Here is an 18,686-nt window from a genome sequence, read left to right on the forward strand (position 1 = left end):
GCGTCTCACATACAAGTACGAGCGCCTCGCCCAGGACTTAAAGCGGAAAATATGCGACATTGGATTACAAACAGCACCAAGGTGAGGAGCCGACCGATGTCACACGCGTTCGAGCCCCCCTCTGTCGAAGAGCTTGCCAAGGCCCGGATCGTCAACGACGCCCCTCATTACCGTCGGATACCGGTGGCCCTCCGCTACGACCCCGGGCGTGATCCCGCCGCCGTCCGCTTCGTCTTCCCCAGCGGCATCGAGTGGACGTTCCCGCGCGAACTGCTGGAGACCGGTCTGCGCTCCCCCGCCCGCCGCGGCGATGTGAACATCTGGCCGTGCGGACGCGCCCAGGTGGTCGTCGAATTCCATTCGCCGGAGGGGGTCGCGGTGGTCCAGTTCGACTCCGGCCCCCTCGTGCGCTTCCTGCGCAAGACGTACGCAGAGGTGGCCGCGCCCGCCACCAGGTCGTGACGGTCACGGCCACCACGTCCACGGAGAGCGGCCGGGACAGGTCAGCTCCCGAACGAAACGGTTTCGCACACTACGGCTGCACCCTCGAGGCACAGCGAAACGAAACCGTTTCGTACGTGTCCCGGCTCACAAATACCCCGCCCACAAGTTGCCGCGCCCTGCTTGCGCGGAAAGCATTGGGGGGTGAGAGAAGACCTCGCGTATCTCCGCTTCCCGCATCTGCACGACGACTTGCTGTGCTTCGCGGCCGAGGACGATCTCTGGATCGCGCCCCTCGTCCCCGAGGGCCAGACCCCGGGCCGCGCCTGGCGGGTCACCGTCGACCGGACCCGGGTCGGCCACCCCCGCTTCTCGCCGGACGGCCGCCACATCGCCTACACGACCTGGCGCAGCCTCGACCCCGAGATCCATCTGGCGCCGGTCGACGGCGGCCCGGCGCGGCGGCTCAGCCACTGGGGCTCGACCGACACCCGGGTGTGCGGCTGGGACCCCGACGGCAACATCCTGGCCGTCTCCTCGCACGGCCAGCCGTTCTCGTACTTCTCCTGGGCCTACAAGGTGTCCACGGACGGCGACCCCGGCAAGCGGCTCCCCTGGGGCCCGGTCGCGGACATCGCGGTCCACGACGACGACGGCGTGCACCGCACCCTCCTGCTCACCGGCAAGCCGCCGCACGAGCCGGCGGCGTGGAAGCGCTACCGGGGCGGGGCGACCGGGCGGCTCTATCTGCACGGGGAACGACTGCTGCCGGACATCTGCGGCCATCTGGACTGCCCGATGTTCGTGGACGGCCGCATCGCCTTCCTCTCCGACCACGAGGGCGTCGGCAACCTCTACTCCTGCCTCCCCGACGGCACTGACCTGCGCCGCCACACCGACCACGACGCCTTCTACGCCCGGCACGCGTCGAGCGACGGGCGCCGGGTCGTCTACCAGTGCGCCGGCGAGCTGTGGATCGTCGAGGACCTGGGGCCGGCTGCGGAGCCGCGGAAGCTGGACGTACGGCTCGGGGGTCCCCGCGCGGGCCGGCGGCGGTACCAGGTCCCGGCCGCCAACCACGTCGACGGGCTGTCCGTCGACACGACGGGCCGGGCCAGCGCCATCTCCGTACGCGGCAGCCTGTACTGGCTCACCCACCGCGACGGCCCGGCCCGGACGATAACCGACACCCCGGGCGTGCGGGTGCGGCTCCCCGAGATGCTGGGCAGCGGCGGCCAGGTCGCATACGTAACCGACGCCGAGGGCGAGGACGCGATCGAGATCGCGTATCTGCCGCGGGCGAGCGGCGACCGGGAACCGCGGCGGCTGGCCTCCGGGAAGCTCGGCCGGGTGCTGGAGCTGAAGTCCGACCCGGCGGGCGAGCGCCTCGCGATCGCCTCGCACGACGGGCGGCTGCTGCTCATCACCGTGTCCGACGAGGCGGCAGCCGCCGCAGGGACGGAGGGGACGGAGGGGACGGAGGGGACGGAGGGGACGGAGGAGTCCGACGGCGAGGTGACGGAGCTGATCCGGTCCGACAACGGGCCGGTGCGCGACCTCGCCTTCTCCCCCCTGGGAAACTGGCTGACCTGGTCGCACCCCGGTATCGGGCGCTCCCTGCGGAAGATCAAGATGGCGCGGCTCGACGGGACGGGCCCCCGCACGATCGTCGATGTCACCAACGGCCGCTTCGAGGACGAGAACCCCGTCTTCACCCGCGACGGCCGCTACCTGGCCTTCCTGTCGTGGCGCGGCTTCGACCCGGTGTACGACGTGCACACCGGGGACCTGTCGTTCCCGCTGGGCTGCCGCCCCTATCTGGTGCCGCTGTCGTCCGCGACACCGTCGCCCTTCGCGCTGTTGCCCGACGGGCGTCCCGCGGCCGGCGGCCTGGATCCGGTGGAGGCCGAGATCGCGGAGGGCGCAGCCATGGTGGAGGTGGAGGGCCTGGAGAACCGGGTCACGCCCTTCCCCGTGTCCGCGTCCAAGTACTCGGCGCTGTACCCGGTCCACGGCGGCGGTCTGGTCTGGCTGCGCTGGCCGATCTCGGGCGCGCTCGGCGAGACGTTTGCCAACCCCGCCGATCCCTCGACCCGGCCGACCCTCGAGTACTTCGACATCACGAAGGCCCGCAAGACCGAACTCGTCCAGCATCTCGACTGGTTCGCGGTGAGCGGCGACGGTACGCGGCTGGTGGTCGTCGACGACGGCGACCTGCGGGCGGTGCCCACGACCGAGTCGGGCGACAGCGACTCCACCGTCTACATCGACCTGCGCCGGATCCTGCACGAGGTGGATCCGTCCGCGGAGTGGCGGGGTGCGTACGAGGAGGCGGGGCGCCTCATCCGCGCGTACTTCTGGGACCCGGACATGTCCGGCATCGACTGGGACGGGGTGCTGGAGCAGTACCGTCCGCTGGTCGAACGGGTCGCATCCCCCGACGAGTTCGCGGACCTGCTGCGCGAAGTGCTGGGCGAACTGGGCACGTCGCACGCGTACGTCACCCCCGCACGCCGCAACGAAGGACCGCCGCACTACCAGCGGGCGATGGGGCTGCTGGGCGCCAACCTGGTGCACCGGGAGGAGGGTTGGGTCGTCAGGCGGATCCTGCCGGGTGACTCGTCCGACTCCAAGGCACGTTCCCCGCTGGCCGGTACGGGCATCCGCGACGGTGCCGTACTGACGCATGTGGACGGGCGGCCCGTGGATCCGGTCGCCGGGCCGTATCCGCTGCTGTCGGCGGCGGGCGGCACGACCGTGGAGCTGACCTTCCTGTCGGCCGAGAGCGAGGGGCCGCCTCGCCGGGTCGCGATCGTGCCGCTGGTCGACGAGCGTCCGCTGCGCTACCAGGACTGGGTCGCGAAGCGCCGTGAGGTCGTACGGGAGATCAGCGGCGGCAAGTGCGGGTATCTGCACATCCCGGACATGGGCGGCTCGGGCTGGGCACAGTTCAACCGCGATCTGCGCAAGGAGATGTCCCGGCCGGCGCTGATCGTCGACGTACGCGGCAACGCGGGCGGCCACATCAGCGAGCTGGTCATCGAGGCGCTGACCCGCAAGATCCTGGGCTGGGACCTGACGCGCAACGCCCAGCCCGTCTCCTACACCTCGAACGCACCGCGCGGCCCCATCGTCGCGCTCGCCGACGAGGCGACCTCGTCGGACGGCGACATGATCACGGCGGCGTTCCGGCTGCTGGGCCTGGGTCCCGTGGTCGGCCAGCGCACCTGGGGCGGGGTCGTCGGGATGACCGGGCGGCACCGGCTCGGGGACGGCACGGTGATCACGGTGCCGATGAACGCGGCGTGGTTCGACGCGTACGGCTGGTCCGTCGAGAACCACGGCGTGGACCCGGACATCTTCGCGGAGCGCCCTCCGCTGCACTGGGCCGAGGGCAAGCGCACGGACCTGGAGACCGCGGTTCAGGTCGCCCTCGACCGACTCGAGCAGCACCCGGCGGCGATCCCTCCCGGCTACGACAAGGTCCCGGACCGCCGCCGCCCGAAGCTCCCGCCGCGTACGTGAGTTGGCCGACTGTACGACGTGAGGGCTGTACGTGAGTTGGCTGCAGGCACGCGGAAGGGGCGCACCCCGTGCACAGGGTGCGCCCCTTCACTCAGCCTCGGACGTCAGGCGTCGTAGTCCTGGTCGAAGCGGTCCTCGGCCTCCTGCTGGAGCCGGCGCGACTCGTCGTTCATCTCGCGCTGCTTCGAACCCTGCGGCTGGGAGCGCTGCGGCTGCGGCGACCGCTGCGGGGTCCGCCCCTGCTGCGCGTGCTGCTTCTGGGCGCGCTGCTGCGGGGAGCGCTGCGACCCTTCGTCCTTCGGGTTGCCCGTCTTCTGCTTCCCCTGCTCCGCCAGCTGCTGAGCCTTGTCCTTGAACTGGTCCTGGATACCCATCTGGTTCACTCCTGGAAGGGTGTGATCGGTGGGGGGCCTGTGCAGGCCCCCCGGGCCTCGACCAGCCTGGCACGCAGGAACATAGCGCGCATTTCGATCAATGACGCTGCGTATGCCCGTCCCGTTCCTGCTCGTCAGCCGCGCCGCCGGCGCCCACCAGCCCCTTGCTCACCCCCGCCAGCCGCGGCTCGAAGCGCCGCATCTCGCGCTGTCCTACGGTCGCGACGAGCCCTGGCAGATACCCGCGCACCGACTGCATCCCGCGCAGCCACCACTGCGCGTACACATGGGCCGAGCGGCGCTCGATCCCGGCGACGATGCGGTCCACGGCCGGCCCGAGCGGATACGTACGGTTCGCGGGCCACGGCAGCCGCTGCCGCAACTCCCGCATCACCTGGTCCTGGTCGGCGCCGCGGACCATGTCCGTGTCGGTCCAGGACAGATAGCCGACGCCCACCTTGACGCCCTTGTACGCGACTTCGGCCCGCAGGGCGTGCGCGAAGGCCTCCGCACCCGACTTGGACGCGCAGTACGCCGTCATCATCGGGGCGGGGGTGATCGCGGCGAGCGAGGCGATCTGCAGGAAGTAGCCCCGGCTCTCCATCAGTACGGGCAGGAAGGCGCGGGCGGTGACCGCGCCGCCGACGAGGTTGACCTCGATGACGCGCCGCCATGCCTGCGGATCGGAGTCCGCGAGGGGCCCGCCCGCCGCCACTCCGGCGTTGGCGACGACGATGTCGACCTTGCCGAAGCGCTCCTTGACCTCCTGCGCGACCCGGGCCATCGCCTCGTGGTCGGTGACATCGGCATGCCAGTGGTCGCAGTCGGTGTGCAGCCGCCCTGCGACCGCCTTCAGCTCGTCCGGCTCCAGGCCCACGAGCGCGACCTTCGCCCCCCGCGCGGACAGCTTGCGCGCCAGCAGCTCACCGATACCGCGCGCCGCACCCGTGACGACGGCGACCTGTCCCTCGAGGCTGACCCTGCTCATACCGATCCCTTCTCGTTCGCGACTTCCTTCGTCACGTATGCGTCCACCAGCGTGCGGATCTGGGCGGTGACCGCCTCCGGGGCCTCCACCGGCGTCATGTGTCCCATGCCGGCGAGCTCGACGAGGCCCACACACTCGGGCAGCGAGGCCACCAGCGCGCGGGCGTGCACGATCGGGGTGAGGCGGTCGGCGGTGCCCGCGACGACAGCCGTGGGCACGGTCAACTCCCGTACGCCCGCGTCGAGATCGAGCCCGGCGAGTACGTGCGCCCAGGCCACCCGGGTCGAGCGCGGGCAGGCGTGCACGATGCGGGCGCACTCGGCGACCTTCTCCGGCGCCGCTCCGGGCCCCATCGTCCCGTACCGCAGGATCCGCTTGGAGAGCGGAGTGACCGGGCCGAGCGGGGCGCGCGCGCCGAGGATCGCGCGGGTCATCCGGGTGCGGGTCCGCCCCTGCCGCATCGGCAGCACGAGCGACTCGGCGACCAGCTGGGAGCTGCCGGTGCTGCACAGCAGCACGGCGGCGGCGTGCTCCGCGAACTTGGGCCGCCCGGCGGCCGCCATGAGCGTCATCCCGCCCATGGAGTGCCCGGCCAGCACCGCCTTCGTGCCCGGTTCGAGCGCGGTGGCGAGCACGGCCTCGAGATCGTCGGCGAGTGCGCGGGTGCTGTGTGCGCCCTTCGCGACGGCGGGTGTACGGCCGTGTCCCCGCTGGTCGTACGCGATCACGCGGTGGTCGGCGGCAAGGTCCCGTATCTGCGCCGCCCAGAAATGGGTGGAGCAGGTCCAGCCGTGGGAGAGCACGACGGCGGGCGCGTCCTCGGGGCCGTGCAGTTCCACGTGGATACGGGAGCCGTCGGCGGAGACGGCGGTCAGTTCACGGGTGGCGACGGGCGGGGCGGGGGCTGCTCCCGCGGTCCGCTTCATGAGCCGGCTCATGCGCTCTCCTCCCCCACCGTCGCGGCGACGGTTTCGGTGGCCTCGATGGTCTCAGTGGCCTCGATGGTCTCAGTTGCCTCGGCGGGCCCGGTGGCTCTCCGTGGACGCGGCGGGCGGATCACCTCGTACTCGGCGAGGTCCACCTCGCGCGTCTCGCGCCGGAACTCCCCTGTCGTGCCCGGCCAGATGGTGGTGTTGCGGCCGCTCGCGTCCAGGTACCAACTGGTGCAGCCGCCCGTGTTCCACACGGTGCGCTTCATCCGTTCCTGCACGCGCCGGTTCCACGCGCCGACGGCGGAGCGCCGTGCGCCGAGCGCGACCCGGCCCCCGAGCACGCCCAACTGCCGCATGTAGTCGGCCATGTAGTTCAGCTGGGACTCGATCATCAGGATCATCGAGCTGTTCCCGAGACCGGTGTTGGGCCCGATGATCGTCATCCAGTTGGGGAATCCCGCGGCGGTCGCGCCGCGCAGCGACTCCATGCCGCCCTTCCACGCCTCCGCGAGCGTGATCCCGTCGGCGCCCACGACCCGCTCGGCGATCGGCAAGTCGGTGACATGGAAGCCGGTGCCGAAGATGATCGCATCGACCTCGGTCTCCGTACCGTCGGCGGCCACGACCGTCGAGCCCCGTACCTCCGTCAGCCCCGAGGCGACCACGTCCACATTGGGCTGGGCGAGCGCCGGGTAGTAGTCGCTGGACAGCAGGATCCGCTTGCAGCCGATGCGGTACGAGGGCGTCAGCTTCGCCCGCAGCGCCGGGTCCTTGACGGCCTTGGCCATGTTGGCCTTGGCGAGGGACTCGATCAGGCCGAGCTGGTTCGGCCTCTTGGTGAACGCGCTGACCTGCAACTCCCTGATGCCCCAGAGCAGTCCGCGGCGCGCGGTCCCGGTGAACGGCAGCTGCCGGTGCAGCCAGCGCTCGACCCCGCTGACCCGCCGGTCCATGCGCGGCATCACCCACGGCGGAGTGCGCTGGAACAGGGTCAGCTTCCCGACCTCGGGCTGGATCGACGGCACGATCTGGATCGCGGACGCGCCGGTCCCGATCATCGCGACGCGCTTCCCGCGCAGGTCGTAGTCGTGGTCCCAGCGGGCCGAGTGGAAGACCTTGCCGGGGAATTCGGCCAGGCCCGGGATTTCGGGCATCTTCGGGTCGGAGAGCGGCCCGGTCGCCGACACCACGACGTCCGCGGTCAGGGTCCCGGCGGAGGTCTCGATCACCCAGCGCAGCTCGTCGCCGTCCCAGCGCATCATCGTCACTTCGTGGTGGAAGCGGATGTGCGGGCGGAGCCGGAAGGTGTCGGTGACGTGTTCCAGGTACGCCCGGATGTGCTCCTGGCCGGAGAAGGTGCGCGGCCAGTCGGGGTTGGGCGCGAACGAGAACGAGTAGAGGTGGGACGGCACGTCGCAGGCGCACCCGGGATAGCGGTTGTCCCGCCAGGTCCCGCCGACCGAGTCCGCCCGCTCGAGGACGACGAAGTCGGTGATCCCCTCCCGGCGCAGTCGGACGGCCGCGCCAAGGCCACCGAATCCGGATCCGATCACCGCCACGCGTACATGTTCGTGCTGGCCCTTGCCCATGCCGCCGCCTCCCGCAGGCTCCCGCTGAACGACCGAACCTTGCCAGCGATCACTGGCATGGTTGGGAGGGTAGAGCCTCGCCCTACCGAGCGGTAGGGGGCGGACCGAAGCTGTTCGCATCAGCGGCCTCCGGCCACGGGTACCGGCGGACAACATAGGCTTCGCCTGTGGCAGAAGTACGCGAGTACCGCATGGAGGAACTGGCCGAGGAGGCCGGCATCACGGTGCGCACCCTGCGCTTCTACCGCGAACGCGGACTGATCCAGCCGCCCCGCCGCGAGGGCCGTATCGCCTGGTACGACGACCACCACCTGGCCCGCCTGCGCACCATCGCCGCCCTGCTGGAGCGCGGCCACACCCTCAGCGGCATCGCCGACCTCGCCGCCGCCTTCGAGAGCGGCCGCGACGTCGGCGAGGTCCTCGGGCTCGGCGAACCGACCGAGGAGACCCCGGTCCGCTTGACCCCCGAGGAGCTCGCCGACTACTTCGAGGGCGAGGTCACCCCCGAGAACCTCGCCGCCGCGCTCGACCTCGGCTACCTCGCCACCGACGGCGACGAAATCGTCCACATCAGCCGCCGTCTGCTCGACGTCTCCGCGGCCCTGGTGAAGGAAGGTGTCCCGCTCGCCGCCGTCCTGACCGCCGGCCGCGAGGTCCGCGCACACGCGGACGCCCTGGCCTCCCTCTTCACCGAACTCCTGCGCACCTACGCCGCCGACGACGACATCGAACGCCTCCGCCCCCTCGCGAAGAGCGTGGTGGACGCGGAGCTCTCGATGGCCCTCGACCGCCGCCTCCGCCCTGGACCCAGCCCGTCCGGCGATCAAGGACGTTCGAGCCCGTCCGGCGTTTGAGGACGGACTCCCGGGCCCACCGCGCGGTACCGGGACCGGGGCGAAACCCGAACGGGGTCCGGGGCGCAGCCCCAGTTCGGGAAGGGGCGGGTAGGGGAAAGGCCCGCCGCAGGCGCCCACGCACGCCCGAGCCGAACCGGGCGAACCGGACCGCCCGCCCTAGACCTCGAAGACCGCCGTCACCGGCGCATGGTCGCTCCACCGTTCCCCGTGACTCGCCGCCCGCTCCACATACGCCTTCACGCATTTCCCGGCCAGCCGCGGCGTCCCCACCAGCAGGTCGATACGCCACCCGGTGTCGTTGTCGAAGGCGCGCCCTCGGTACGACCACCACGAGTACGGCCCCTCCATCTCGGGGTGCATCGCCCGCACGACGTCCACGTACCCCGCCCCGCCCTCACTCTCACCGTCGCCGTCGCCGTCGCCGTCGGCGTACACCCGGCCGAGCCACTCCCGCTCCTCCGGCAGGAAGCCGGAGTTCTTCCTGTTGCCCTTCCAGTTCCTGAGGTCGGCCTCCTGGTGCGCGATGTTCCAGTCGCCGCACACCAGCACGTCACGCCCCCCGGCCGCCGCCCGCTCCTTCAGCCCCCTGAGATACGGCAGGAACTCGTCCATGAAGCGGAACTTCTCGTCCTGCCGCTCGGTGCCCACCTCACCCGAGGGCAGATACAGGCTGGCCACCGTGACACCGGGCAGGTCGACCTCGACGTAACGCCCGCTGCCGTCGAACTCCTCGCTGCCGAATCCGGTCCGCACGGCATCCGGCTCGCGCCGCGAGTAGACCGCGACGCCCGCGCGCCCCCTGGCGGCGGCGGGGACATGGACCACGTGCCAGCCCTCGGGGTTGCGTACCTCTTCGGGGAGCTGGTGCGCCTCCGCCCGCACCTCCTGCAGGCACACCACATCGGCGGAGGTCTGCGCGAGCCACTCGACGAAGCCCTTCTTCGCGGCGGCGCGCAGTCCGTTCACATTCACGGTGGTCACGGTGAGCATTCCGGCACAATATCCGAGGAGACCGGTGCGCATACATGTACGATGATTCGCATGATTATCCGGCCGACAGCCTTCGACCACCCCGACGCCGTCAAGCTCAACGACCAGGTGCAGCTCGAATACGTGGCGCGCTACGGCGACGGGGGCGACGTCACACCCCTCGACGCCTCGATGTTCCGCCCGCCGCGCGGACTCTACCTGCTCGCGTACGACGAGCTGGGCCGCCCGGTCGCCACGGGCGGCTGGCGCACCCAGGACAGGAACGACCAGGGATACGAGGATGGCGACGCCGAGCTGAAGCGGATGTATGTCGTCCCGGAGGCGCGCGGCCTCGGCCTGGCCCGGCGCATCCTGGCGGCGCTGGAGGAGGACGCGCGCGCCGCGGGCCGGACCCGGATGGTGCTGGAGACCGGCACGGCTCAGCCGGAGGCGATCGGGCTGTACACGTCGAGCGGCTACGAGGTGTGCGCGAAGTTCGGCCACTACCGGCACTACGAGAACAGCCGCTGCTTCGCGAAGCCGCTCACCTCAAGCCTCCGACGCGCCTGAAGTCGCCGGCACAAGGTCGCCGGCACAAGGTCCGGCACAAGGCCGCCGGAACTACGCCTCCGGCACAACTGAGGTCCCCGACACGCCTGAAGTCTCTGACGCGGTCCTGACAGAACGCCCCGCTCCGTGGCACCCTGCCTCACGCACGCCGATCCGCACCGTTCTCATCCCCACACCTGCCACGGCAGAAGGAGACATGCGTGAGACGCCATCGCACAGCCGCAGGCATTCTGTTAGCCGTCGGAGCCCTGCTCACGGGCGGCCTGACGACCGCCAACGCGGCCACTCCCGCCCCGGTTTCCACCCATAGCGTCCCGGCCGCCGGGCAGCAGAAGGCGGCCGCCTTCTGGACCGCGGACCGGATGCGGAGCGCCACCCCGCTCGATCTGCACCTCGGCGCGAGCGCGCTGAAGAGCCTCAAGGCCCCGAAGCCCGCCGGCGCGGCGACGACCGTCGCGCCCACTCCCGCCGCCATCGGCCCCACCGCCTTCCCGCAGGCGGGCGGGCCCTGGACCGGCGGCGGCGCCGTCGTGAAGACCTCCGGCCGGGTGTTCTTCACCTTCCAGGGGCGTACGGCATCCTGCACCGGCAACGCCGTGACCAGCCAGAACGCCAGCACGGTCATCACGGCCGGGCACTGCGTCAAGTACCAGGGCAGCTGGCACACCAACTGGGTCTTCGTGCCCGCGTACAACAACGGCCAGGCCCCGTACGGCCAGTGGACCGCCACGAAGACGCTCACCACCCCGCAGTGGGAGGCGAGCGAGGACATCAACTACGACGTCGGCGCGGCGGTCGTCGCCCCGCTGAACGGCCAGAAGCTCACCTCGGTCACCGGCGCGCAGGGCATCCAGTTCAACGGCGGCTACAACAAGCAGATGTACGCCTTCGGCTTCCCTGCCGCGTCCCCGTACGACGGCACGAAACTGATCTACTGCAGCGGCAACAGCTCGCGCGACTTCCTGTTCTCGCAGGACCACAGCCTGGGCTGCAACATGACGGGCGGCTCAAGCGGCGGCCCCTGGTTCACCGGCTTCAGCGAGACGGCCGGCACCGGTCTCCAGGTCTCGGTGAACAGCTTCGGCTACACCTTCCTGCCGAACCGGATGTTCGGACCGTACTTCGGCAATGACGCGAAGGCGCTGTACGACAAGGCACAGGTGTCCTGAGGGCGGGGTGCGGCCGGCGGGGCTCACCCCTCGCCGACCGCACCAAGTGCCCCGTCCGCCCCCGCGCAGCCTGTCGAAGGGCAGTGACCACATGCTCAACGACCGCAACCACTCGGCGACTTGGCGCGTGCAGGCGGGCAAGAGCGCCACATCAGTCCTGCGGACCACATGGCTGCTCGTGGTCTCCTGACCGGCGCCCGGGGGTGCGGCTCGGGCAGCCCCACCCCCGGGCCCAGGCCGCGGAAAGGCCAGCCGGTCCGACAGCGGACCCGGAGGGTGCGGAACACCCGCACGACCATGGACGCGGCTCGTCCCTCACCGCGAGGATCTCTCGCATGGCGACGACACCGCACTGGGCGGACTTCCAGTACGAGATCTATCTGAACGGCATGACGGGCGCCGTGCCGCGGCTGCCCACCGACCTGACCCGGCTGGAGGAACTGGCCGAGCACCGGCTCGGCCCCGGCCCGTTCGGCTACGTGGCCGGCAGCGCCGGGAGCGGCAGCACCGCCCGCGCCAACCGCGCCGCGCTCGACCGCTGGCAGATCGTGCCGCGCATGCTGCGCGACGTGCACCAGCGCGAGCTGTCGGTGGAGGTGATGGGGCGCACGATCCCGGCCCCGCTGGCCCTCGCGCCCGTCGGCGTACTGTCGATCATGCATCCGGACGCGGAGTCGGCCGCCGCGCGTGCGGCCGCGGCGCGCGGAGTGCCGTACATCCTGTCCTCGGCGTCGAGCACGCCGATGGAGGAGGTCGCCGAGGCCATGGGCGACGGCGAGCGGTGGTTCCAGCTGTACTGGGCCAAGGACCGCGAGGTGACGGCGAGTTTTCTGGCGCGGGCGAAGGCGGCCGGGTTCACGGCGCTGTTCGTCACCCTGGACACTCCGCTGCTGGCCTGGCGGCCCCGCGATCTGGACCAGGCGTACCTCCCCTTCCTGCACGGCGTCGGCACGGCGAACTACTTCTCCGACCCGGCCTTCCAAGCGGGCCTGGCCAAGCCCGTGCACGAGGATCCGAACGCGGCCGTGATGCACTTCGTGGGCATGTTCGCCGACCCCGCCAAGACCTGGCCGGACCTGGACTTCCTGCGCGAGCACTGGGACGGCCCGATCGTTCTCAAGGGCATCCTCCACCCCGACGACGCACGCCGCGCCGCCAACGCGGGCATGGACGGCGTGGTGGTCTCGAACCACGGCGGCCGCCAGGTGGCGGGGTCCGTTGCCGCCGCCGACGCGCTGCCGCGCGTCGTCGAGGCGGTCGGCGACCGGCTGACCGTGCTCTTCGACAGCGGCGTGCGCACGGGCGACGACATCTTCAAGGCCCTCGCGCTCGGCGCCCATGCGGTGCTGCTGGGCCGACCGTACGCGTACGGCCTCGGCCTCGACGGAGAGGCGGGCGTCGACCACGTCATTCGCTGTCTGCTCGCCGAGTTCGACCTCACGCTGGCGCTGTCCGGCCACGCGGGCCCGGGTTCGCTGACGCCGGACGCCCTCGTCAGGGAGCCCGCATGATTTCTGCCAATTGGTCCCGTCCCGGTCGGTGACACGGCAGTTGTGCCATCGTCATACTCGGCCGATGAGAGAGACGAGATGGAGATCGAGGCTGCACCGCGCGGGCACCCGGTACTTCCACGACATAGAGAGCCGGCTCACCGGAGTCTCCGGCCCCGGCGTCCCGCCCGACAACGAGGCGGGTGTCATCGGCTGGGGCACATCCTGGCGGATGCAGGGCTACGTGATGATGGCCGAGCGCACCGGCGACCCGCGCTATGCGGAGCGCCTCGCCGAGCTGATCGACCAGGTGCTGGCCGCCCGCGACGACGTACGGGGGATCGAGGACCACCGCGGCCGCAGCCGTCCGGTGTGGAGCACCGCCGGCAAGTTCACGGCCACGACCGCCGTCGTGCCGGACACCGACGGTCGCCCGGCACTCGAGGTGACGGTCTGTCCGCCGCGCACCCGCAACATCACGGTGACCGTCGAGTCCCAGCCGGAGGGCCGGTTCTCCCTCACGGTGGCCGGCGGGGAGCGCACACCGTTCACCGTCCCCGACCTGAGCCTGGACCCGAACGACGCCCGCCGCGCGGACCGCGCGATCTACCAGGCGTACGAGCAGCGCAGCGGCGTCACCGCCCGCCTGCTCGGGACCGACACCGGCGGCGGACGCGAGGCACGCTCCGGTAGTTACACCCCGCAGCCGGCGATGGTGGCGCTCGCCGCGCAGACCGGGATGATCACGTATCCGATCGCCGGGCTGGTCCGGCTGTCCCAGGAGCGGCCGAGCGCGGTGCCCGCGTCGGTACGCCCCCGCCTGGACGGCTACCTCGACGCGGCGATCCAGGCGGTGCGGGCCCACGACGAGCAGTGGGGTACGACCGCGGACGGCCGCGGCTTCTACCGGTGGCTGCCCGACGAACCGGTCTCCTTCGCCGGCGCCGAACTGCCGACCAACGAGTTCCTGGCGATGGGCCGCACCCTCGTCCAACTGGCCGCCGTCACGGGCGAGGACGACTACACGCAACGGGCGGCCGCGATGGCCCGCGCGTTCCACGGCGACCTGACCGTCTCCGCCGGCGTGGCGACCTGGCCGTACTGGCCGAGCTTCGGTCGCGTCCACAAGGGCTGGACGGCGACCGGATCACCGACGACGGACGGTTCGGACTTCCGCCCGTCGTACGCCCCCGTCACCGTCCCCGAGGACGTGACCCACGCCCTGATCGACATCGACTTCCTCTGCCTCTACCAGGGCACCCCGGAGCTGCCGGAGGTCTTCACCCCCGAGGACCTGCGCGCCGTCGCCGCCACCTTCACCGAGCACGTGGTGCAGCGCCGCCGACTGCGCTCCCGCGTCCGCCACGACGTCGGCGGCACGTCCCGCCCCGGCACCGACCGCCAACAGGCCCATGTCGCCGGCTGGCTTCCCCTGCGCCAGTGGTCACCCCAAGTGGCGCGCCAGGTCCGCGCGATCCAGCCCGTTCTTCCCCCGCCGCCGCTGATGGGCGTCGACACCTACTGCGGTGCACTGCTGGCCCGTTGGGGCTGAGCCGGCACGGGCGAAGGGGCATCGGGCGTTCGCCGACTGTACCGCGGGCAGTCATGGGGAGTCCGCCGGGAGGTACCCCGTCCACGCTCTCCTTGGGGCGCCCCTCGCCACCACTACACCCGCAGAGGTCGACGCATCCATGGCAGAACTCAACCGCCGCCGTTTCCTGCAACTGGCCGGTGGCGCGACCGCGCTCACCATGTTGTCCGACAGCATCGCCCGGGCTGCCGCCATTCCCGCCCAGGGCAGCACCGGCACCCTCCAGGACGTCGAGCACATCGTGGTCCTGATGCAGGAGAACCGTTCCTTCGACCACTACTTCGGTGCGATGAAGGGCGTACGGGGCTTCGGCGACCCCCGCCCCGTCACGCTGCCCAGCGGTAAGTCCGTCTGGAACCAGGCGGACGCCAACAAGAAGGTGACCCTGCCGTTCCGGCCGCCGGGCGACGACCTCGGCATGGAGTTCCTCCAGGGTCTCAACCACGACTGGGCGGGCGGCCAGAAGGCCTTCAACCAGGGCAAGTACGACCAGTGGGTGCCCGCGAAGACCGCCACCACCATGGCGTACCTGACGCGCGAGGACATCCCGTTCCACTACGCGCTCGCCGACTCCTTCACCATCTGCGACGCGTACCACTGCTCCTTCATAGGCTCCACCGACCCGAACCGCTACTACATGTGGACGGGCCACACCGGCAACGACGGCAAGGGCGGCGGCCCGGTCCTCAACAACGCCGAGGCCGGGTACGACTGGACCACCTACCCCGAGCGCCTCGAAGCGGCCGGGATCTCCTGGAAGATCTACCAGGACACCGGCGACGGACTCGACGCCGCCGGCTCCTGGGGCTGGATCAACGACGCCTACCGCGGCAACTACGGCGACAACTCCCTGCTGTACTTCAACAAGTACCGCAGCGCCCAGCCCGGCAACCCGCTGTACGACAAGGCCCGCACCGGAACCGACGCCAAGAACGGCGACGGCTTCTTCGACGTGCTCCGCGCCGACGTCCAGGCGGGCCGGCTTCCGCAGATCTCGTGGATCGCCGCGCCCGAGGCGTTCTCGGAGCACTCCAACTGGCCGTCCAACTACGGCGCCTGGTACATCGCGCAGGTCCTGGACGCCCTGACGTCGAACCCCGACGTGTGGGCCCGTACCGCCCTCTTCATCACCTACGACGAGAACGACGGCTTCTTCGACCACGTCGTGCCGCCGTACGTACCGGCCGGGGCCGCCCAGGGTCTGTCCACGACCCCGACGACGCTGGACTGGTTCCCGGGCGCGTCGGGCTACGTCGCCGGACCGTACGGCCTCGGCCCCCGCGTACCCATGCTCGTCGTCTCCCCCTGGAGCACCGGCGGCTACACGTGCTCCGAGACCCTCGACCACACCTCGATCATCCGCTTCATGGAGCGCCGCTTCGGGGTGCAGGAGCCGAACATCTCGCCCTGGCGGCGCGCCGTCTGCGGTGACCTGACCTCCGCCTTCGACTTCGCGCGTACGGAGACGGCGCCGGCCGAACTGCCCCCGACCGCCGGCTACTACCCGCCCGACCGCGACCGCCACCCCGACTTCCTGGCCCCCGCACCCGCCGTCGGCACGATGCCCCGCCAGGAACCGGGCAGCAAGCCCACCCGCCCGCTCAAGTACGCCCCGTGCGTGGACGGTTCCGCGGACATCAGCACCGGGAAGTACCAGCTCGCCTTCAGCGGCGGTGCGAGCGCCGGCGTACAGTTCTACGTCACATCGGCGAACCGTTCCGACGCGCCCTGGACGTACACGACAGAGGCGGGCAAGTCGATCGCGGACAGCTGGAACACGAAGTACTCGAGGGGCGTCACGGACCTGACCGTCCACGGCCCGAACGGCTTCCTGCGCCGCTTCCGCAACCCCGGCAAGACCGCAGGCCCCGAGGTCACCGCCCGCCACAACGCGGCCACCGGCAACCTCGACCTGACCTTCACCAACGCCGCCACCGCCGACGCCCAGCTCACCGTCACCAACGCCTACGGCGGCACCCCTCAGGCCTTCACGGTCCGCAAGGGCACGACGGTCACGCACTCGGTCGACCTGAGCGCCTGCCGCAACTGGTACGACGTGACGGTCACCTCCACCACCACGGCAGACTTCCTCCGCCGCCTCGCGGGCCACATCGAGACGGGCGCCCCGGGCCTGTCCGACCCGGGCATCCTCACCAACTGACGCCCACCGGCCGATCCGGTCGCCGACCGCGCGCGACACGCGCCGCTCCAGCACCGCGAGGTGCTCGGGGCGGCGCGTGCGCGCATACCGGAATGCTCTCCGCATCCGCCGGATCCCGCAGCCCGGCAAAGTGCCCCTCAAAGCTACGGATGCGCTGACCGGTAAACGGGTCCACGAGCGTCCGCAACAGAGCCCGCGGAGAACACAAGCGGTCAGTTCCCACCGATGCGCCTCTTGTCCCTCCACCCACCGCTACGGTGTCTCTTCACACAATCTGCACAAGGGGGGACCTTGAGCAATCCGTACACCATCAGCCCACCGCCCTGTCCCCAGCCCACTGGGACGCAACGGCCGTTGTGGAAGATGAAGCGCACCTACATCGGTGCCGTACTGATCATGCTGGTCGGCTTCGGCTGTGGCAGTGCCGCCGGGTCGGACGCCGACCGATCGCCCGCAGCGGCCGCGAAGCCGAGCCCCGTCCCGACCGTCACGGCGACCGTCACCGCCACGGCGACCGTCACCGCGACGCCCGCGCCCAAGGCGACCGTCACCAAGCCCGGTCCGACGGTGACGGTCACCAGGACGGAAACCGCCGACGCCTACGACTCCGGCAGCGCCGACAGCGGCAACGACGGCTCGGACGTCTACTACGAGAACTGTGCCGCGGCCCGCGCCGCCGGTGCCGCTCCCGTCCACCGGGGCGAGCCCGGCTACGGCAGCCACCTCGACCGCGACAACGACGGCACCGGCTGCGACTGGGGCTGACCGTACGACGCCGAAGAGCCCCGGTCGGATCTCTCCGACCGGGGCTCTGAGCTGTTGTGGACCGGGACACGCGCTGTCAGTGCCGGGTGTTAGGTTTCCGGGCGTGCTGCCAAGGAGATCAATCGCCGCCCCCATCTGGACCGACTTGACCGGTACCTGACATTCGCAGCCCGTGACGACAGCCCGGCCCCTCAGGGCCGGGCCCGCTCCTATGAAGGAGAATCTTGATGAGAAGCAGCGTGCTGGGCCGCAGCCTGGCCCGTACGGCGGCCGTCCTCACGGCGGCCCTCGCCCTGGCGGTGACGGCGACGCCGCTGACGGGCACGGCGCAGGCCCACGAGGCAGTGACGGGATCGCTCAGCTTCAGTGGCGAGCCGGGCGAGTACATCTCCGGCGGGCAGTCCTACACCTACACCCCCGAGACGACGGAGATGTTCGACATCTCGGGGCCGACCTCCGAGTCCGCCGTAGGCGCCACAGTCGTCACGCCCGAGGGCGAGCGCTGGTACCTCTCCATGGAAGCCCCTTACGGCCAGAAGCTGACTTCCGGCGTCACCTACACCAACGCCTCCAGCTGGCCCAACGCTCAGCCGGAGGATCCCCAGCTGCAGTTCAGCGTGACGGATCGCTACTGCGAGAGCGGCACCGGCTCCTTCACCATCTCCCACATCGCTTACGGGCCCTACGGCTACATCCGTGAGGTCGACGCCACCTTCGAGCGGTACTGCGAGGGCTCCACGCTTCCCGTGCGCGGCGAGCTCCACGCCCGTATGCCCGAGCCGCCGGCGGAGCTCGCCATCGGCGTGCAACTGAACACCACGGGCACGGTCGACACCCACACCGGTGAGATCACCGTCGGCGGCACGGCGACCTGCAACAAGCCGGCCCGCATCAGCCTCACCGCCGGCGCCTACCAGACGCAGAAGCGCGCGACGGCGAACGGCTCCTACGAGGACCTGATCGTCGTCTGCGAGCCCGGCACCCCGGTCCCGTGGATCGCCTCTTTCCCCAGCAACATCGACCCCACCGCCTCCTTCCAGCCCGGCACCGCCGTGCTCCGGGGAACCGGCAGGGCGGACGACCGTGACTACCCGGTGAGCGTCTCCGACTTCCAGAGCACCGAGATCACTCTCGTCAAGTCCTGACCCTGCGGCGGGGGCGGGGGGGGGGGGGGCCCCCCCCCCCCGCCCGCCGGCCCCGCCCGGGGGCGCCCGTGGGGGGCCCCCCCCGCCGGGTCCGGGTGGGGGGTTTGGCGGTGGGCGGCC

15 protein-coding genes are annotated in these 18,686 nt (G+C 71.1%); 10 read left to right on the top strand and 5 right to left on the bottom strand.

Annotation, left to right across the window (positions count from 1 at the left end; translation table 11 throughout):
- Positions 1-96: 96 nt before the first annotated feature.
- Positions 97-462: an SsgA family sporulation/cell division regulator gene (locus tag ACWCXB_RS32880; RefSeq protein WP_450727502.1), complete on the top strand. Its 366-nt coding sequence runs from the start codon at positions 97-99 to the stop codon at positions 460-462.
- A 183-nt stretch (positions 463-645) separates the two neighbouring features.
- The gene (locus ACWCXB_RS32885; protein ID WP_450727504.1) at positions 646-3,966 is read left to right on the top strand and encodes a S41 family peptidase; all 3,321 of its coding nucleotides are present in this window, start codon (positions 646-648) and stop codon (positions 3,964-3,966) included.
- Between the two features lie 104 nt (positions 3,967-4,070).
- On the opposite strand, the gene ACWCXB_RS32890 is transcribed toward ACWCXB_RS32885, so the two are convergent.
- The 4 genes from ACWCXB_RS32890 to ACWCXB_RS32905 all read right to left on the bottom strand — a co-directional run bounded on the left by ACWCXB_RS32890 (position 4,071) and on the right by ACWCXB_RS32905 (position 7,849).
- Positions 4,071-4,340 (bottom strand): hypothetical protein, encoded by a 270-nt coding sequence (locus tag ACWCXB_RS32890; RefSeq protein ID WP_450727506.1) that lies wholly within the window; start codon positions 4,338-4,340, stop codon positions 4,071-4,073.
- A gap of 97 nt (positions 4,341-4,437) precedes the next feature.
- Positions 4,438-5,328, bottom strand: coding sequence for an SDR family oxidoreductase (locus tag ACWCXB_RS32895; RefSeq protein WP_450727508.1), 891 nt, complete (start codon positions 5,326-5,328; stop codon positions 4,438-4,440).
- Positions 5,325-6,266, bottom strand: a complete 942-nt coding sequence (locus ACWCXB_RS32900) for an alpha/beta fold hydrolase (RefSeq protein WP_450727510.1) — start codon at positions 6,264-6,266, stop codon at positions 5,325-5,327. Before ACWCXB_RS32900 ends, ACWCXB_RS32895 begins: the two co-directional genes overlap by 4 nt.
- Positions 6,263-7,849 carry a flavin-containing monooxygenase gene (locus ACWCXB_RS32905; protein WP_450727512.1) on the bottom strand — a complete coding sequence of 529 codons (1,587 nt, stop codon included), beginning with the start codon at positions 7,847-7,849 and terminating at the stop codon, positions 6,263-6,265. Before ACWCXB_RS32905 ends, ACWCXB_RS32900 begins: the two co-directional genes overlap by 4 nt.
- Before the next feature lie 191 nt (positions 7,850-8,040).
- Here ACWCXB_RS32905 and ACWCXB_RS32910 point away from each other — a divergent pair, with 191 nt between their 5' ends.
- Positions 8,041-8,703 (top strand): MerR family transcriptional regulator, encoded by a 663-nt coding sequence (locus ACWCXB_RS32910; RefSeq protein ID WP_450727536.1) that lies wholly within the window; start codon positions 8,041-8,043, stop codon positions 8,701-8,703.
- A gap of 159 nt (positions 8,704-8,862) precedes the next feature.
- Here ACWCXB_RS32910 and ACWCXB_RS32915 read toward each other — a convergent pair whose 3' ends face one another.
- A complete protein-coding gene (locus ACWCXB_RS32915; protein ID WP_450727514.1) occupies positions 8,863-9,696 on the bottom strand; it encodes an exodeoxyribonuclease III in 834 nt (277 codons plus the stop codon).
- A 51-nt stretch (positions 9,697-9,747) separates the two neighbouring features.
- Here ACWCXB_RS32915 and ACWCXB_RS32920 point away from each other — a divergent pair, with 51 nt between their 5' ends.
- The 7 genes from ACWCXB_RS32920 (at position 9,748) to ACWCXB_RS32950 (ending at position 18,566) form a co-directional block, all read left to right on the top strand.
- Positions 9,748-10,245 (top strand): GNAT family N-acetyltransferase, encoded by a 498-nt coding sequence (locus ACWCXB_RS32920; RefSeq protein WP_450727516.1) that lies wholly within the window; start codon positions 9,748-9,750, stop codon positions 10,243-10,245.
- Positions 10,246-10,445: 200 nt separating this feature from the next.
- Positions 10,446-11,414 carry a peptidase gene (locus ACWCXB_RS32925; protein WP_450727518.1) on the top strand — a complete coding sequence of 323 codons (969 nt, stop codon included), beginning with the start codon at positions 10,446-10,448 and terminating at the stop codon, positions 11,412-11,414.
- Positions 11,415-11,749: 335 nt separating this feature from the next.
- The gene (locus ACWCXB_RS32930) at positions 11,750-12,925 is read left to right on the top strand and encodes a lactate 2-monooxygenase (RefSeq protein WP_450727520.1); all 1,176 of its coding nucleotides are present in this window, start codon (positions 11,750-11,752) and stop codon (positions 12,923-12,925) included.
- A gap of 64 nt (positions 12,926-12,989) precedes the next feature.
- Positions 12,990-14,456 (top strand): hypothetical protein, encoded by a 1,467-nt coding sequence (locus tag ACWCXB_RS32935; RefSeq protein ID WP_450727522.1) that lies wholly within the window; start codon positions 12,990-12,992, stop codon positions 14,454-14,456.
- 139 nt (positions 14,457-14,595) lie between these two features.
- On the top strand, positions 14,596-16,656 hold the full coding sequence (locus ACWCXB_RS32940) for a phosphocholine-specific phospholipase C (protein WP_450727524.1): 2,061 nt from the start codon (positions 14,596-14,598) through the stop codon (positions 16,654-16,656).
- Positions 16,657-17,019: 363 nt separating this feature from the next.
- Positions 17,020-17,421 (top strand): excalibur calcium-binding domain-containing protein, encoded by a 402-nt coding sequence (locus ACWCXB_RS32945; RefSeq protein WP_450727526.1) that lies wholly within the window; start codon positions 17,020-17,022, stop codon positions 17,419-17,421.
- Between the two features lie 227 nt (positions 17,422-17,648).
- Positions 17,649-18,566 (top strand): hypothetical protein, encoded by a 918-nt coding sequence (locus ACWCXB_RS32950; protein ID WP_450727528.1) that lies wholly within the window; start codon positions 17,649-17,651, stop codon positions 18,564-18,566.
- The last annotated feature ends 120 nt before the right edge of the window (positions 18,567-18,686 follow it).

This window comes from Streptomyces sp. NPDC001514, assembly GCF_053597075.1.

What these genes read in the sequence shown, in the direction of transcription:
- ACWCXB_RS32880 (WP_450727502.1), top strand. Translation starts at nt 97, where the DNA reads ATGTCACACGCGTTCGAGCCCCCCTCTGTCGAAGAGCTTGCCAAGGCC.
- ACWCXB_RS32890 (WP_450727506.1), bottom strand. Translation starts at nt 4,340, where the DNA reads ATGGGTATCCAGGACCAGTTCAAGGACAAGGCTCAGCAGCTGGCGGAG.
- ACWCXB_RS32895 (WP_450727508.1), bottom strand. Translation starts at nt 5,328, where the DNA reads ATGAGCAGGGTCAGCCTCGAGGGACAGGTCGCCGTCGTCACGGGTGCG.
- ACWCXB_RS32900 (WP_450727510.1), bottom strand. Translation starts at nt 6,266, where the DNA reads ATGAGCCGGCTCATGAAGCGGACCGCGGGAGCAGCCCCCGCCCCGCCC.
- ACWCXB_RS32905 (WP_450727512.1), bottom strand. Translation starts at nt 7,849, where the DNA reads ATGGGCAAGGGCCAGCACGAACATGTACGCGTGGCGGTGATCGGATCC.
- ACWCXB_RS32910 (WP_450727536.1), top strand. Translation starts at nt 8,041, where the DNA reads ATGGAGGAACTGGCCGAGGAGGCCGGCATCACGGTGCGCACCCTGCGC.
- ACWCXB_RS32915 (WP_450727514.1), bottom strand. Translation starts at nt 9,696, where the DNA reads ATGCTCACCGTGACCACCGTGAATGTGAACGGACTGCGCGCCGCCGCG.
- ACWCXB_RS32920 (WP_450727516.1), top strand. Translation starts at nt 9,748, where the DNA reads ATGATTATCCGGCCGACAGCCTTCGACCACCCCGACGCCGTCAAGCTC.
- ACWCXB_RS32930 (WP_450727520.1), top strand. Translation starts at nt 11,750, where the DNA reads ATGGCGACGACACCGCACTGGGCGGACTTCCAGTACGAGATCTATCTG.
- ACWCXB_RS32935 (WP_450727522.1), top strand. Translation starts at nt 12,990, where the DNA reads ATGAGAGAGACGAGATGGAGATCGAGGCTGCACCGCGCGGGCACCCGG.
- ACWCXB_RS32940 (WP_450727524.1), top strand. Translation starts at nt 14,596, where the DNA reads ATGGCAGAACTCAACCGCCGCCGTTTCCTGCAACTGGCCGGTGGCGCG.
- ACWCXB_RS32945 (WP_450727526.1), top strand. Translation starts at nt 17,020, where the DNA reads ATGAAGCGCACCTACATCGGTGCCGTACTGATCATGCTGGTCGGCTTC.
- ACWCXB_RS32950 (WP_450727528.1), top strand. Translation starts at nt 17,649, where the DNA reads ATGAGAAGCAGCGTGCTGGGCCGCAGCCTGGCCCGTACGGCGGCCGTC.